The 15,101-nt window shown below is 42.1% G+C and carries 16 protein-coding genes; 1 reads left to right on the top strand and 15 read right to left on the bottom strand.

The window, feature by feature from the left end:
- Positions 1–230: 230 nt before the first annotated feature.
- From ACIQXH_RS16105 to ACIQXH_RS16075, 7 genes are all read right to left on the bottom strand, one after another.
- Positions 231–2,171 carry a DNA/RNA helicase domain-containing protein gene (locus ACIQXH_RS16105; RefSeq protein WP_403124623.1) on the bottom strand — a complete coding sequence of 647 codons (1,941 nt, stop codon included), beginning with the start codon at positions 2,169–2,171 and terminating at the stop codon, positions 231–233.
- A gap of 303 nt (positions 2,172–2,474) precedes the next feature.
- A complete protein-coding gene (locus ACIQXH_RS16100; RefSeq protein ID WP_403124620.1) occupies positions 2,475–3,008 on the bottom strand; it encodes a YehS family protein in 534 nt (177 codons plus the stop codon).
- A 202-nt stretch (positions 3,009–3,210) separates the two neighbouring features.
- Positions 3,211–4,272, bottom strand: a complete 1,062-nt coding sequence (locus ACIQXH_RS16095; RefSeq protein WP_403124617.1) for an LLM class flavin-dependent oxidoreductase — start codon at positions 4,270–4,272, stop codon at positions 3,211–3,213.
- A gap of 200 nt (positions 4,273–4,472) precedes the next feature.
- A complete protein-coding gene (locus ACIQXH_RS16090; protein WP_402871718.1) occupies positions 4,473–5,057 on the bottom strand; it encodes a helix-turn-helix domain-containing protein in 585 nt (194 codons plus the stop codon).
- 152 nt (positions 5,058–5,209) lie between these two features.
- A complete protein-coding gene (locus tag ACIQXH_RS16085; protein WP_402871721.1) occupies positions 5,210–5,968 on the bottom strand; it encodes an SDR family NAD(P)-dependent oxidoreductase in 759 nt (252 codons plus the stop codon).
- Positions 5,969–6,224: 256 nt separating this feature from the next.
- Positions 6,225–6,743, bottom strand: coding sequence for a spermidine/spermine N(1)-acetyltransferase (paiA, locus tag ACIQXH_RS16080; RefSeq protein WP_403124614.1), 519 nt, complete (start codon positions 6,741–6,743; stop codon positions 6,225–6,227).
- Between the two features lie 20 nt (positions 6,744–6,763).
- A complete protein-coding gene (locus ACIQXH_RS16075; RefSeq protein WP_403124611.1) occupies positions 6,764–7,216 on the bottom strand; it encodes a MarR family winged helix-turn-helix transcriptional regulator in 453 nt (150 codons plus the stop codon).
- Between the two features lie 121 nt (positions 7,217–7,337).
- Here ACIQXH_RS16075 and ACIQXH_RS16070 point away from each other — a divergent pair, with 121 nt between their 5' ends.
- A complete protein-coding gene (locus ACIQXH_RS16070) occupies positions 7,338–7,778 on the top strand; it encodes a GNAT family N-acetyltransferase (protein ID WP_403124608.1) in 441 nt (146 codons plus the stop codon).
- A gap of 87 nt (positions 7,779–7,865) precedes the next feature.
- On the opposite strand, the gene ACIQXH_RS16065 is transcribed toward ACIQXH_RS16070, so the two are convergent.
- The 8 genes from ACIQXH_RS16065 to ACIQXH_RS16030 form a co-directional block, all read right to left on the bottom strand.
- Positions 7,866–8,069, bottom strand: coding sequence for a hypothetical protein (locus ACIQXH_RS16065; RefSeq protein ID WP_403124605.1), 204 nt, complete (start codon positions 8,067–8,069; stop codon positions 7,866–7,868).
- 52 nt (positions 8,070–8,121) lie between these two features.
- Positions 8,122–8,787 carry a hypothetical protein gene (locus ACIQXH_RS16060; RefSeq protein WP_403124601.1) on the bottom strand — a complete coding sequence of 222 codons (666 nt, stop codon included), beginning with the start codon at positions 8,785–8,787 and terminating at the stop codon, positions 8,122–8,124.
- 51 nt (positions 8,788–8,838) lie between these two features.
- Positions 8,839–9,675 (bottom strand): DUF1835 domain-containing protein, encoded by an 837-nt coding sequence (locus tag ACIQXH_RS16055; protein WP_403124598.1) that lies wholly within the window; start codon positions 9,673–9,675, stop codon positions 8,839–8,841.
- A 362-nt stretch (positions 9,676–10,037) separates the two neighbouring features.
- Positions 10,038–11,021: a tRNA dihydrouridine synthase gene (locus tag ACIQXH_RS16050; protein ID WP_403124595.1), complete on the bottom strand. Its 984-nt coding sequence runs from the start codon at positions 11,019–11,021 to the stop codon at positions 10,038–10,040.
- A 180-nt stretch (positions 11,022–11,201) separates the two neighbouring features.
- Complete coding sequence (gene rlmD, locus ACIQXH_RS16045; RefSeq protein ID WP_402871745.1) at positions 11,202–12,584, bottom strand: 23S rRNA (uracil(1939)-C(5))-methyltransferase RlmD; 1,383 nt, start codon at positions 12,582–12,584, stop codon at positions 11,202–11,204.
- Entirely contained in the window at positions 12,581–13,465 is an 885-nt protein-coding gene (locus ACIQXH_RS16040) for a DNA-3-methyladenine glycosylase family protein (RefSeq protein WP_403124592.1), read from the bottom strand. The genes rlmD and ACIQXH_RS16040 overlap by 4 nt, the downstream gene beginning before the upstream one ends.
- Before the next feature lie 123 nt (positions 13,466–13,588).
- The gene (gene pdaA, locus ACIQXH_RS16035) at positions 13,589–14,365 is read right to left on the bottom strand and encodes a delta-lactam-biosynthetic de-N-acetylase (protein WP_403124638.1); all 777 of its coding nucleotides are present in this window, start codon (positions 14,363–14,365) and stop codon (positions 13,589–13,591) included.
- Positions 14,366–14,857: 492 nt separating this feature from the next.
- Positions 14,858–15,043 carry a hypothetical protein gene (locus ACIQXH_RS16030; protein WP_402871756.1) on the bottom strand — a complete coding sequence of 62 codons (186 nt, stop codon included), beginning with the start codon at positions 15,041–15,043 and terminating at the stop codon, positions 14,858–14,860.
- Positions 15,044–15,101: the final 58 nt, after the last annotated feature.

The following is a 15,101-nucleotide window of genomic DNA, read 5'->3' as shown; positions in this document are numbered from 1 at the left end:
AACCTAAAAAAGATGACCCCTGTTCAATACAGAGATCATCTTTTAAAAATTGCTTAGGCTTTTTTAAAATGTCCTTTACACAGGGTACACTTTATACTCTTAGATGATAAGTCAGAGGCTTCTTTTTAAATTCTTGAGGAGACATATAAATATGATAAATTATAATATTTACTTTAGAATAACCTCATTTACTTATGATACGGTTCCCCTTATCTAATACCAAACCTCCATCACTCATACGACTCCGGTTCTTCAGCCACACTCGTCTTCCCTTCGAAAAACTCATTAGGTTGGTACTGTACTTGGATTTCCCTAAGGCGCTTCAGTAAATAGTTTTCCAAATCCTTATCTGTACAGTAGACAAAACACCCTTTTTGCCCTCTGGTTAAAAGCGTCCTATACGTATTCCGGATAATTTCATCAGCTAACTGCATCGCTTTCTCCGGCTCTTCTTTTGATAGCTTCTTGATGCCTTTTAATGAACTGTCGGTTTTGGCCCTTTTTGTAAAATCCGTTTGAATTCTATCTTCACTAAAGTACATGTCATCTCCAATGATCACGCCTACATAATCGAATTCCAGCCCTTGAGATGTATGGATACAGCCCACTTCTTGAACCGAGTTTTCATCAATTGCCCAGCTGTCTGAATTACCGAGATTCCAGCTCATGCTGAATTGATCCGACAGTTCAATATCATGGATTTGTGAGTTGTTCTTGCCTTCCTTCTTCCAATCCCAGCAATAACCCGCTAACAATCGGGCTTTGTTATTCAGCTTATTCAACCTGAAAATTTCATCCCTCATCTCGACTGGATTACTATATACACGAAAATCATAGTTGCTTCCAATATAGCTTTCATTTGCTGTTTTCCGTATTTGAAGAACATCATCAACCCATGCAAGATATCCATCCGAACCATTGCACCGGAACTGTGAATCCAATAAGGCAGTCGATACATTGGCATTATATTGGTCTGCAAATTGTTGTATTGTCTCAATACTCCCGGCATCCTTTAACGTCACACGCTGCCGCTCGTCAATAAAAAAAATGGAGAAATTAGAAGCTGCAATGATTTCCTTCATCTGGTTCTCACCAAGATGATTAAACATCCCGGACTTTTCATTTAAACGATGCGCCTCGTCCACAATCAAGACATCGAAAGTGTTTTCCGGAACATCAATATAACTCCCAGACCCTTTAAAGAGGTTATCAATATGGCCCTTACGGAAATCCTTCTTTAACTTTTTAGCATAGATGGCCCGTGGTGCGGCATTCTTGGTCACATACTGGCAAACCATGTTTTGAGCTGTCAACTCCACTAACAGGTTGATGGCCAACACGGATTTTCCGGTGCCTGGTCCTCCTTTGACGATCAACACTTGCTTTTTATTCGATCTCTGCGCTTCTTTGGCCAGCATCTTTGCTGCTTCGTACACAACCTTCTGGTCATCAATCATGACGAATTCTTGATTTCCCTTCAACATATTAAGGAGGGAATCCTGCAAAGATTTAGAGGGACGGATCCTGCCATTCTCGATTTTGTATAGGTTTTCCTTATTATCCCCGAATTTAATATGAGTCTTGATGAATTCTCGAAGCTTAGCCGCATCACCTTTTCGAAAAACGGGAGCCTTCTCCACATAATATTGATAGCCTTCATCAATAATAGGATCGTCATCCACTTTGATATAGTTATGCAAATAAGCACATGGATACAATTCCATCTGATTATCTTGGACATTTTCATTATAGTCCTCAATTAGCGCCGCGTACGACCATGCCTGATAAGATGGGTGAGTGGTTTCCCTCACTCCACCACCAAGGAATGTCTTAACAATCGCTTCTTTTCCATCCACTTTCTCAATATCCTGCCATTGCTTAAGCTCAACAATTACAATAGATTGATTCGTATCATTACTGCCAGATATCAAGAAGTCGACTCGCTTTGATGTATAAGGAATCTTGAACTCTATAGCGACACCAGCGTCATCAGGTATTTCCTTATCTAACAGAACAAGATGCATGTATTTCATCGAATTATCCCAAGATCTTAATTCACTTTTATTAATCCGGCCAACTTTCTCCGCGTAATTATTTACGATATTATCTATTAATTTATCTTCAAAAACATCTTGAAGGAATTCACTTTTAATCGCCTCATATATAATCATCCCTGACACACCTTTTCCCATGTAGTTCCACAATCTTTTCTCTACTTTATATCATTGTACACTAAGGTTCCAATGCAGAACTTATATGGAAATAAAAAAAGGCAGAGCTCTTTAATTTCAGGGCTGGTTACCTTGTTACTTGTTTCAATCTGACCTCATTATCCGTTGTTTAATTTTATGCCTAACACATTTAATAGAGAAAAGTTATACCCAAAAAAGGCTCAAGCAATAAGAATCTCTCCTCATCACTCAAGCCTTCATCCACATCTTAAACACAATTTAAAACGATCGGGCGCGTTTTGCTTATCCCCGATATTTCAACGTTAACCCTTTTAAGAAATTACGAGCATAGCGGTCGCCGCACTGTTTATAATTCCGGTGGCCTTCTTTTCGTAGAATGGCGCCTAGTTCCCCTTTGGTGATATTGACTCCTGCATCTTCCAGGATTTCAATCATATCCTCACTTGTTAGGGTGAGCGCGATTTTCAATTTCTTAAGAAGGACGTTGTTCACACTTTCCTTGCCTGTTGGTGCCGGGCTCTCTGGTTGTCCCGGTTTTGGCTCTTGTTTGCCTCTTTTGAAAATGATCAAACCATTCAAGAAGGACTCCATCATCTTGTTATTGCATTTGATTGTATCTTCTTCGTCTTCATATTCGTAAAAATCGACATCATCGTCGTCGTATTCGTCATAGTCGTCTTCTTTTGGCTTGGTCAGCATCTCCATCACTTCTTCTTGTGTCACGTTCACGCCGCCAAGTTTGAAAATCTCTACCATATCTTTATTTTTTATATCGAGAGCATATCGTACTCTGATTAAAATATCATGATTATGCATCCATAAACCTCCTATATTCGCACCCTTTTCAGTAGCTTCCTCTTTATCATTGCCCGAGTAAATTCTTCCAATACTAAAAACGAAGGCAACTGAAAATCCGGGAATCGTTTACAGATTCCCGGATGCTGTAAGTGTACTGTACTTTTATTATACCTAAAAAAGATGAATTCGACATTAAGTTTGGGCGAATCCACTCAAAGGCTTACGATTCCTCGCCGCCCTCTGTTTCCCATCTCGCAATTTCCTCCCGTACTATTGGGGCCACCTCTTTACCCAATAGTTCGATGGCTTTCATCACATCATCATGTGGCATCGATCCGACGGGAACATGCAGCATGAAGCGCGTGATTCCCACAGTTTTACGAAGGTGAATGATTTTTTTCGCCACGGTCTCCGCATCACCGACATATAGGGCACCTTCTAAACTACGGGCCGAATCGAAGGTTTCACGGGTGTATTCTCCCCACCCACGTTCTCTTCCTAACACGTTCATCGCTTGCTGGGTGGACGGGAAAAATTTCTCTGCTGCAACATCTGTACTCTCGGCAATGAATCCGTGTGAATGGGAAGCAACCGGCAACTTGCTTACATCATGCCCCGCCTCTTTGGCCGCCCTTTTATACAGTTGGACGAGCCCTGCAAACTGTCTCGGGCTTCCGCCGATAATCGCGAGAACGAGGGGCAGTCCAAGCATTCCTGCACGAACAACTGATTGTGGAGTCCCGCCGCTCGCAATCCAAATAGGTAAAGGATCTTGAACAGGAACCGGGTAAATCCCACGATTTTGGATGGAAGGACGATGTTTACCGCTCCACGTCACCTTTTCGGAATGCTGGATTTTCAACAGCAGATCCAACTTCTCATCGAACAATTCATTGTAATCGTCCAAATCATACCCGAATAACGGGAAGGACTCGATGAAAGAGCCCCGGCCCGCCATGATTTCCGCACGTCCATTCGAAATCGCGTCAAGTGTCGAAAATTGCTGGAACACTCGTACGGGATCGTCTGAAGACAGCACCGTCACAGCACTGGTAAGACGGATCCGTTTTGTCCGTGAAGCAGCGGCGGCCAATACGACGGCTGGTGAGGAAGCCGCATAATCCCTCCGATGATGCTCGCCCACTCCATAGACATCCAGCCCCACCTCATCCGCCAATACAATCTCCTCCACTACCTCACGTATACGTTCAGCATGGCTAAGTACCTTACCCGTTTCTACATCCGGCGTCGTTTCAACAAATGTAGTCAACCCAATTTCCATTGCCCTTCCCCCTCTATGTATGGTTTACATACCATATTTCCGTTCTATCATTAAAAAAGATCCTATCATTCATCATACAATATCATGTGAATACTTCTCAAATTTCCAATTCACTTATCCACAGTAAAAAGGCAGCGCCCCTATTAAAGGGCTGACTGCCTGTTGGTAGAACTTTTTTTATAGATTGATTTTTTTTCTCCTTAAATCAACTGATAAAACAACCCATGCTGCGTGCAGTACCAAAGCAACATGCCGTGTTTCCGTTTCGGAATGCGGGTTTGCAGCCCCCATTCCGGATATTGTTTGATAAGTTGGACCTGGTCTCCTGTAGCAAAGGCAATAAATGAAATATAATGCTCTTTGGTCATAGGATGGTTGCTTGAAATGAACCAATCCTCTTCAACCTGTGTAACTTCCAGCTTTTCCTCGTCCGTCGCTTTCTTTGGTACAAGTGCCTCCAACTTTCTTCCACAACAAGAAACAGATGCATTACCGGTGCTTAAGGTAATATTCCCACAAGATGGACACACAAAATAGTTTGACCTTTTCATATTTCCTCCTACAAAATCATTGGAAGCGAGTTCGCCCTCCAGAATATGTTCAATATTCACACCAAGGAGGGAGGACAATTCCGGTAACAGGGAAATATCCGGACACCCTTGGCCACGCTCCCATTTTGAAATGGTCCGATCAGAAAGATTCATCCTGTCAGCCAATTCCTTTTGCGTGAACCCTTTTTCCCTCCGCAATCGTAAAATCAAATGGCCTACTTTGCTAGTATCCATTGATTCACCCCCTACTCATTACATCATAAGAGGTATGACCCATTCCGGCAACAAACGCTCCGTTGAGTTTTCCAGTTTGAGAGGTGAATGCCATATAAGTGAGCATACAAAAAGCCTGTTCCAATCGAAACAGGCTTTTTGCTGATCTATGATTATTTGGTATTAGTAAATCCACCATCAATGCGAATAACTTCTCCATTGATATATTCTGCTTTAGACGTTAATAGGAAGGTTACAAGTTCCGCAACCTCTTCCGGAGTTCCCAATCGTTTTTGAGGAATCCCGCTCGTTGCGTTCTCTTTCATGGCCGGGTTTGCTTCATAGAAAGCCTTGACCATCGGTGTCTCAGTAGGTCCTGGGGCAATCGCATTCACGCGCAAGCCTTCTTTCGCGTATTCAGCCACCATGGACTTAGTTAACCCTGCAATCCCGTGTTTCGTAGCGGAATAAGTGACCACTGAATCTTGTCCGATCACACCGGCACTTGAAGCCGTATTGACAATCGATCCACCGCCATTTTTCACCATGACCTCGGCTACATAACGAACGCCGTACAAAGCACCCATTAAATTGATTTGAACGATTTTTTCGATTTCTTCTACCGCCGTATCCAAGAAGTACTTACCGCTACCAGAGATCCCTGCATTGTTAAAGAAATAATCGATCTTCCCGAATTTCTCCACTGTTTGATCCACATAGTTCTTCACTTCTTCTGCTTTGGAAACATCCGTTTTGATGAAAAAAGAATCGACTCCTAATTTTTTCACCATTTCAACCGTTTCCTTCCCACCCTTTTCATTAACGTCCACTACAACGATATTGACTCCTTCTTCAGCCATTCGAACCGCTGTAGCTTGTCCTAATCCGCTTCCTGCTCCTGTGATTATCGCTACTTTATTCTTAGTTGTCATGAAAAAACCTCCGTTGTAATGAATAAGAACCGGGCAACCGGCACTATTCTCGTATATTTCCTCTTAGGATAAAATACCCTAACTCTCTTATACTTTACCCCGTGGGTATGGTTTAAAACTGTAAATTTTCGGAGGTAGAAACTGCTGAGGTCTTGTCAAAAAAATATTTTAACTGAAAAAACCTGACAGTATACTTGTCAGGTTGAGTGAAAATGACTACTTAGATTTCCTTAACTAATTATATTAAATCATCAATTCACCTAAGTATTTTAGTCATAACAAGATCGGTTTGTTTTTCATCTCCCATGTGAAAGGAATGCTTTCCAGTCTGAGTAAAGCCCATTTTTCCATAAAATTTGATGGCCCCCTCATTTTTTTCCCAAACGCCTAACCAGATTTTCTTCTTACTCTGGTCTTTCGCCAATTCTATTCCTTTACTTATAAGATGATGACCCAGTCCCTGCCCTTGAAATTCCTTTCTTATATAAATCCTCTCAATTTCAAGTGACTCATCACCCTCCTTTTCTGTCTGGGCTTCATCGATATTCACCTTTAAATACCCGGCGACTTCTGTATGAACATAGATAAAAAAGAATTCCGAAGAGGGATTGGATAATTCCGTTCCTAATTGCTTTAAATTAAACGCATCTTCCAAATAAACCTTCATATTTTCGGGGGAATTCAGATCCTTAAAGGTCTCATTAAATGTTTCGCGGCCAATCTCTTGGAGCAGTGGCAAATCTTCAAGGGTACACTTTCGTATATATATCTTCATTTATTCCGCTCCTCTACTTATCAATAATTTCGCTTGTTTCCCTTTTTCACATATTCCCAGTCTATTTCTATATTTTTTCTCACTTTTTGAAGAAGACGAAAAAGGGTTTCTCCTTCTTCTTCGGATAATCCAGCTAATGCCACTTTATTGGAATATTCATGTTCACTTCTGATGAAAGGATAAACACTTTCGCCTTTTACAGTTGGGAAAAGCTTTTTGATCTTTTGGTTATGTGTATCCTCTCTCTTTTCAATAAAACCTTGTATCTCCAATTTCTTTATTGCACGAGCTGCCGTGGTTCGGTCTACTTTTATCATTTCTGCTAGCCGTTCTTGAATGATTCCTGGATTTTCACATATGCGCACAAGGTACAAATACTGCCCTTTTGTAAGGTCATATTCTTTAAACTCTATATTGCTTATAGAATCCAAGGCCCTTGCTACCATTCCAATCTCACGAAGAACTTCCTTCATATGTTCAACACCACCAATCACTCGTATTTGCTAATACAAATAGTAATGGATTTTTGTTGCATTTGCAACAAAAAATATTGTACGATATAACTTGAAACAGTTGAGAAAGGGACGAAGATAAGTGAAAGTAAAAAAGATAATCGAAGAGAATGACCTAAAACAGGCATTCCATATCAGAAGCAAGGTATTTGTTGAAGAACAGGGCGTTCCATTAGAAGATGAATTTGACGAATTTGATACACTTGATAGTCAATGCGAACACATTTTGGCTTATCATAATGAACTACCAGTAGGTACAGGCAGAATAAGAACCGTTGATGGATTTGGTAAGCTAGAAAGAATTTGCATCCTAAAACCTTACCGTAAATTGGGTTATGGAAAAATAATCATAAAAGCATTAGAAGAAATAGCAGAAAAAAATGAAGGATCCAAAGTTAAATTGCATGGACAAAAACAGGCAGAAGGCTTTTATGAGAACCTCGGGTATCTGACTTCATCCGATCTATTTATGGAAGACGGAATCCCACATGTATTAATGGTGAAGGAGTTATCCAGTAAATAGAGACGACCCATACACTAAAGAATACCCGACAAGAAAAAGACTTATCAGGTTGATAGATGTCATATAAGTTTCCTTTTATTAAGGTAATTATTGTTCACTTTCACAAGAAAAAGAATAATTAAGAGTAAGGGCAGTCATACTAACATTCGGTTGCCCCCCTTTTTCATAACACTGATCACTCGCTTCATTTATTTCTTGATTATTAAAATAAGACTTAGTGGCAACTAAAAAGATACTCATCAAAACAACTAAAGCTGCTGCACTTAGATATAACTTTGTTTTAAATTTCATTTCTTTCCACTCCCCTCATTTATTAACATGCTACATGAAAGTCTCCACTCAATTATTTCCTCTTTCTCTTGCCTTTCACAATCAAGATGACGGCCCCGATAATGAAGACAACCACAATTCCCGCCGTAGTGGCGATCGTTTTAACCTTCGGAACAATCACTTCAAACTCGACAGGCGTTTCAGTAGCTGTCGAGATGTCCCAGGATAGGGTATTGCCATTCTCCTCATCGGCATTATTTGAGCCAAAGAGCTTATACGGAAGGGCTACTTCCAGTTTAAGATCCGATTGGTCCAACTTTTGAAGAATGATGGATTGTATGAAGGTGTTGCTGGTTACCTCCCCTATGTACCGGCTAAGCTGGCTTTGTAAATCAACGGATGCCTTCACATCATAGGCTGTATAAAAGAAAGAGTCCTTCTCATCCACGGAAATCTTACTCTCACCTGATCCGTCCTGGATAGAGCTCAGCGCTTCAAGAGAAGGGTAATGTTTAAACACCTTGATGACATTCTCGCCTTGTTCCAGCTTGTAATCCGTCCCCTTCAGTGCCTTTTCAATATAGGGACCGGCCAGCGCATACATATCACCGTCCATGGCTGCTTCAAGCGAGAGATCCGCACTTTTATCTTTATTTATTTCAACTCGCGCTGTGGAATCCACACATCCTGCAAGGATCAATCCCAATATAGGAATCGCGAGCCATTTAATTAGCTTCATTTTTGTCCCCCCTGATTTCAATAAAAAAGAGATCCGTTCCTATTCTCTTCCTCAGCTATCCTGTTTTAATCTAATCTTATAAAATCGTATACCTTCAAGATAACCTTCCGTTTCAAATAACCCTTGTTCAACCAGCTTTTTAAGTCGAGATTCAAGAAACGCATCCCCTACATACTGATTTAAATGCCCCAACGCCTCGCCAATGAGTCTTGCGGATATCATAAAATCCTTAGTCTTTTGTTGTCCATGTAGCTTTGAAGCTTTCTTCATAATGAATGCATCATAATAATCTTCAGGAACGCTCTGAATCCTTCCATTTCTCCATATTCGTAACGTTTCTTGGTTATCTGAAAGGGATTTCCACTCTTTTTCTAAATCTTCTCGATCATGGTCAGTACATAACGTTCTTTTACCCTGTTCATATATGGATTGAAGCTTTTCAGAGGGAATTTCACCTGTATGAAGTGGTGTATATTTCACTTTTCTCCCTTGAAACAGTTCTTCATACTCTTCTGTCGTGTTAATAAGACGAATATCCAGATTTTTTCCCTTTAAAAGATAAACAATCAACGTCAATCCTGTTTGTTCATGTGCATTAGATGAAGTCCAAATGGTTAGATGACTTCCTTCAGGAATAGACTGTATTTGTTTGACCGTCTTTTCAAACTTCTGTTCATAATCGGAACATTCACCAAATTCGTCATATGTGTACGCCTTCATCCACTCAAATCTAGCTTGGATCCCCTTTTCCTCATGCAGCTGCCACACGGGCCCGATTGAAAACATGTCCCAAAAAGAGATAACCTTCTCCACTTTTTCAAGACCCCTTTCCCTTAAAAAGAACCTTACGCTCCCTGAAGCCGATGCACCGAAAACAATATGTATCATATGAAAGCTCCCATCTGTTTCTTTTAAAAGAAAAAAATCCATAGGTAGCCGTCTAAAACACTTAATTTACTGAGATACACTAGGGATTACGCTCATTCTATCATAATAATTCGCTAATTATATAAGGCAAGATTGAGAAAATATTAAAGCTAATCGAAGATAGGTATCATGATGATGAAAGTAAAAAAAGTGTAAATAACAGGAAAAACATCTCGGATATTGGATAGGGATAGAAATAGAACAAAGCAGCGATTCTTATCGGATCGCTGCTTTGTTTATCTATCTAATTTGCATGTCTCAGCTAGTATAATCTTCTCTGAAATTCTTCAAAAAAGTTTATGCTACTTCGAATAGGAAAGTTCCTACTGTTCCTCCACCACTTCAGGTTCAGGATGTTCAAAAGCATCAAGCAATGCGCGCACTTCATCAGTTGATTTTGTGTTCATCAATTGATTTCTCAGTTCACTTGCTCCTCTGAATCCACGGACATAGATCTTGAAAAAGCGAGGTAGGGGCTTGAACGAACGTGGTACGATTTCTGAATATTTATCATGAAGGTCCATATGCAATCTTAAGAGACCAAGCAATTCCCTACTAGTATGCTCTTTCGGTTCTTTTTCAAAGGCAAATGGATTGTGGAAAATGCCGCGTCCGATCATGATTCCATCCACGCCGTATTTACGAGCGAGTTCCAAGCCAGTTTCGCGGTCAGGGATATCTCCATTGATCGTTAGAAGGGTATCGGGTGCCACTTCATCACGAAGTTTCTTGATCTCCGGGATTAGTTCCCAATGAGCGTCCACTTTGCTCATTTCTTTCCGTGTACGCAGATGGATGGAAAGGTTCGCAATGTCTTGTTGCAAGATGTGTGTTAACCAGTCGCGCCATTCGTCGACTTCCGTGTAGCCAAGTCTAGTCTTCACGCTTACGGGCAAGCCGCCTGCTTTTGCTGCTTGAATTAATTCTGCTGCGACTTCGGGACGACAGATCAGGCCACTCCCTTTCCCATTTCCTGCTACATTAGGAACAGGACAGCCCATATTGATATCAATCCCCTTAAACCCTTGCTCTGCCATACCAATGCTCATTTCCCTGAAGTTTTCAGGCCTATCTCCCCATATATGGGCAACCATTGGTTGTTCATCTTCCGTAAAGGTCAATCGCCCACGTACACTTTGTCTCCCCTCAGGATGACAATAACTTTCCGAGTTCGTAAACTCTGTAAAAAATACATCGGGTCTGCCTGCTTCAGCCACTACATGGCGAAACACAACATCCGTCACTTCTTCCATTGGTGCCAGTACAAAAAATGGTCGTGGTAAATCACGCCAAAAATTATCTTTCATCTTTAGATCCAAGTCCTCTCATTAAGGGTTACCAGGCTATGTGAACCAGTTTCCCACTATTTTAAAATCTTCTTTGCCTTCTAAAAGTCCAGCCATGGGCCGCCATGAAAAAGGCCCGGAATTCGGTCATGTTAGTGAACCGAAAACCGAGACTGAATGGGACATCTTTATTTATCTGGATTACTTTTTCAACGTCAATTTCGTCACAACTTCAACATGACTTGTCTGCGGGAACATATCCACAGGTTGCATGGTTTCTACGTTATATAGAGCACTTAATTCATGTAGGTCTTTTGCCAATGTGGATGGATTACATGATACGTACACAATGGTTTTTGGTTTGACCTTCAGGATGGTTTGCAATAAGGATTGGTCCAAGCCGGTTCTTGGCGGATCGACGACCAATACGTCTGGTTTCCAGCCTTCTCTGATCCAGCGTGGCAGGATGTTTTCGGCTTTACCTGTTTCGTAGTGCATGTTGGTGCGTTTATGTTTGATTGCGTTTTTCTTGGCATCTTCGATCGATTCTTTGATGACGTCCATGCCGCGTACTTCTTTAGCGTCTTCCGATAACCAAAGTCCGATCGTACCTACGCCGCAATAAGCGTCGACGACTTTTTCCGTACCGGTTAGGGCTGCCGCTTTTTTCACTTCTTCGTACATGCGAACCGTTTGGACCGGGTTCAATTGGAAGAATGTACGCGCCGATAGTTCATACGAAAGGTCACCCAATGTTTCGTTGATGACTTTTTCGCCAGCAAGGTGAATCGTTTTTTCGCCGAAAATCAGCGATGTGTTTTGGTTGTTGACGTTTTGAACGACCGATTTCACTTCTGGCAATTGGTCACGGATTTGTTTAAGCAATTGATCTTTTTGTGGAATCTCTTCCGCTCCCGTTACTAAGACCACTTGCACTTCGCCCGTTTCAAATCCAACACGTGTGATGATGGTACGGATGACACCTTTTCTTTTTCTCTCATTATAAATCGAGATATTCAGGTTCTTCAGGATCTTTTTCACCGTACGGGTGATTTTATTCGTCGCCTTATGCTGCACAAGGCAGTTCGGGATATCGATCAATGTATGGGAATTCAAGCCATAAAGTCCGGCAATCAGCTTGCCATCTTTCTGGCCGACTTGGTATTGGCTTTTGTTGCGGTAGTTCCAAGGGTCTTCCATGCCGATCGTTTCCTGGATATCCAATGAATCAATCGGGAAATCCGTGTGGCGTTCCATCGCTTGGATGACCATATCGCGTTTTTCAACCAATTGTTGGTCATAGCTTAAATGTTGCAGCTGGCAACCACCACATTGTTCGTAGACCGGACATGGTGCGGCAATGCGGTGTGGTGATTCTTTCCGGATCGTTTTGATTTTTGCTTCGGAAAAATTCGGCTGCACCTTTGTGATCATCGCAACAATTTCTTCACCAGGAAGGGCACCTGGGACGAAGACGACTTTCTTCTTGAAATAGCCGACTCCCTCTCCGTTGATGCCAAGGCGTTTAATTGTTAAGGGTAAGGTTTGGTTTACTTCTAGGGTTGTATCTTGAAAGTTTGTCATTTCTTTTCACTCCGTTTTTCGATGCTTCTCCACAAGTAGAGGGAAGCGTAGCTTAGATATGGGGCCCACTTCACACTGTAGGTTTCCATTTCTTCTTGGGTCGGCTTTTGCGGTAAGCCATATAATTGTTTCAGGGCATTTTGGATGCCAATATCGGCTTTTGGGAAAAGGTTCGGTCGCCCTAAGCCAAATAGCAGGAAGTTTTCCGCCGTCCATCTGCCAATTCCGCGTATTTTTATAAGTGTATCCATAATCTCTTGATCGGATAGCTTGTCCAGCTGATCCACATCAAGGTGGCCACGGACGATTTGCTGAGATAAACCGATGACGTACTCCGCTTTTCGGCCGCTGAATTGAATCGCCCTCAGCTGTTCGACCTGAAGCTGCGCAGTCGTTTCCGGTGTCGGGTAAAACCAGGCACCATCGATTTGGTAGCCAAAGGTTTTAACGAACCGTTCCGTTAATGTATGAGCAAAAGCCAGGTTCAATTGCTGGTGAATGATGCATTTGACGAGGCAACTATAGTAATCGAAGTCAAGGACAATCGCCGTGCCACGGTGCTCTTCGAAAATGTCCCGTAAATCCGACTCCTGAAAGTGCTCGGAAACGGCAGCCAATGGCTCATGCCAGTGGAAAACCTTCTTTAAGCGTTGCAGCGCCTTTGGCTTGTTTTCCTCTGATTGGCCTTTGATGACGAAGACCGGGTCTTCGGTGTCACCGATTGCCTGTACGTGTAAAACGTTCGGTACTTTTTCTATATATAATGGAACTTTTACCGTCCTGTTCGTAAAATCAACTACTTGAAGTGGGTCTAACGATAATCGTTCGAGTACAAGGTCAAAATTATAGGGCCCTTGGACCTCTACTTTTTCCGTCCACACAAGCGATCCATCCTTTTAGCAGTTTTCCGAGTATTATAGCATGTTTTCGAAAATATTACTTGTTATTGAGGATAATGGCAAAAAGCGGAACCTGATTTTCCTAGTCAGGTTCCGCCTTTCCTATTAATACAACATCCTGTTCGGCAGCTGTTTTTCAATCATTAAATCATCCAGGCTTTTGAATGTGTACCCTTGTTTCTCAAGATCCGTCAGAATCGAATCGAGTGCTTCAGCATTATCCTTTGAAACCGTATGCAACAGTAAAATCGCTCCCGGATGGATCTGTTTCATGACTTCATCATGGGCGAAAGCTGCTCCACGCTGTTCATCGACGACCCAGTCCTTGTAAGCAAGCGACCAAAAAATATGGTAGTAGCCTTCTTGTTGGGCAATTTTCATCGTCCGTTCGTTAAAAACCCCACGCGGCGGGCGCAAATAATTCATCCCTTTTTGCCCCGTCAATTTTTCCGTCTCATCCTTGACCCGTAGTAATTCGGTACGGATGACTCCGTCTGTCACGCTCGTCATGTCTGGGTGGTTCCATGAATGGTTTCCGACAATATGGCCTTCATTCGCCATCCGGACGACAAGTTCAGGCGCCGTCTTTAAATAATGGCCGGTGACGAAAAAAGCACCCGGTGCCTTATGTTTTTTTAGCACATCTAAGATCTGCGCCGTATAGCCATTTTCATACCCATTATCGAATGTCAGGTAAATATCCTTTTTCGAGGTATCTCCTTTATAAATCGCTTCATATTTAGGCAGCATCTCATTGAAATTTTTACCCGCATCCGCCGGAGTTCCGTTTTTCCCTTTATTGAAGCCCCAATTATAGGACTCTGCAAAAGCCGGGCCCGCCAAAGACCAGAGTAAACAGAGAATAGCCGACATCATCGCCATCTTCTTCATTGAATCGTCCCCCATTTTCCTTTTTCTTAGTGTTTGAAACGGAAGGATTTATATGCACGATTTTGTGTGTGGTTGAATTATTCTCGTTTGTGGTTGAATAATTCTTGTTCGTGGTCGAATTATGGCTCGCCGTGGTTGAATTATCTACCCGCGTGGTCGAATTCCTGCACCGGTGGTCAGCTTCAAATGAGGTAAGCGTCGATTTATCTCGGTTGACGGTCGAATTATCTCCCTGAAAGTCGATTTCCGCTTGCCCACCGTCGAATTAATCGTCTAACAGTCGAATTCCCGCACCGGTGGCCAGCTTCAAATGAGATAAACGTCGATTTATCTCGGTTGACGGTCGAATTATCTCCCTGAAAGTCGAATTCCGCACGCCCACCGTCGAATTAGTCGTCGTAACAGTCGAATTCCCGATCCGTATGTATAAAATCCTCGCAAAAAAGGGCCCGTCCCAAATTGGGACAGCCCCCCGAAGTCTGTTTATCCTTTAAATAATGCCTGTGCAGCCTGCCAAATGATGGCAATGGCAAAAACAAGGACGATAACGATTCCGATAACGACTAGGAATGTTCCTAGACCGGAGAAAATCGTGCCTGCCACAGGAAGAAGAATGAACGCAAAACCTGTCAACAAGGCGATGAAGTATAGGAAGTAATTGTTCTGCATAAAATCCCCTCCTTTCCCTTCTAATATATGTTCCGTAAATTCCGTTAGTTTGTACTCC

Origin of the sequence: Peribacillus sp. NPDC097225 (genome assembly GCF_044761955.1) — a bacterium.
In the GTDB taxonomy this organism is placed as follows: domain Bacteria; phylum Bacillota; class Bacilli; order Bacillales; family DSM-1321; genus Peribacillus.
This window is presented reverse-complemented; position numbering and strand designations above follow the sequence as displayed.

Coding starts and splice junctions, on each gene's coding strand:
- ACIQXH_RS16100 (WP_403124620.1), bottom strand. CDS start 3,008: ATGCATAATCATGATATTTTAATCAGAGTACGATATGCTCTCGATATA.
- ACIQXH_RS16065 (WP_403124605.1), bottom strand. CDS start 8,069: ATGAAATTTAAAACAAAGTTATATCTAAGTGCAGCAGCTTTAGTTGTT.
- ACIQXH_RS16055 (WP_403124598.1), bottom strand. CDS start 9,675: ATGATACATATTGTTTTCGGTGCATCGGCTTCAGGGAGCGTAAGGTTC.
- ACIQXH_RS16105 (WP_403124623.1), bottom strand. CDS start 2,171: ATGATTATATATGAGGCGATTAAAAGTGAATTCCTTCAAGATGTTTTT.
- pdaA (WP_403124638.1), bottom strand. CDS start 14,365: ATGGCGATGATGTCGGCTATTCTCTGTTTACTCTGGTCTTTGGCGGGC.
- ACIQXH_RS16090 (WP_402871718.1), bottom strand. CDS start 5,057: ATGGATACTAGCAAAGTAGGCCATTTGATTTTACGATTGCGGAGGGAA.
- paiA (WP_403124614.1), bottom strand. CDS start 6,743: ATGAAGATATATATACGAAAGTGTACCCTTGAAGATTTGCCACTGCTC.
- ACIQXH_RS16085 (WP_402871721.1), bottom strand. CDS start 5,968: ATGACAACTAAGAATAAAGTAGCGATAATCACAGGAGCAGGAAGCGGA.
- ACIQXH_RS16095 (WP_403124617.1), bottom strand. CDS start 4,272: ATGGAAATTGGGTTGACTACATTTGTTGAAACGACGCCGGATGTAGAA.
- ACIQXH_RS16030 (WP_402871756.1), bottom strand. CDS start 15,043: ATGCAGAACAATTACTTCCTATACTTCATCGCCTTGTTGACAGGTTTT.
- ACIQXH_RS16050 (WP_403124595.1), bottom strand. CDS start 11,021: ATGAAAGATAATTTTTGGCGTGATTTACCACGACCATTTTTTGTACTG.
- rlmD (WP_402871745.1), bottom strand. CDS start 12,584: ATGACAAACTTTCAAGATACAACCCTAGAAGTAAACCAAACCTTACCC.
- ACIQXH_RS16060 (WP_403124601.1), bottom strand. CDS start 8,787: ATGAAGCTAATTAAATGGCTCGCGATTCCTATATTGGGATTGATCCTT.
- ACIQXH_RS16075 (WP_403124611.1), bottom strand. CDS start 7,216: ATGAAGGAAGTTCTTCGTGAGATTGGAATGGTAGCAAGGGCCTTGGAT.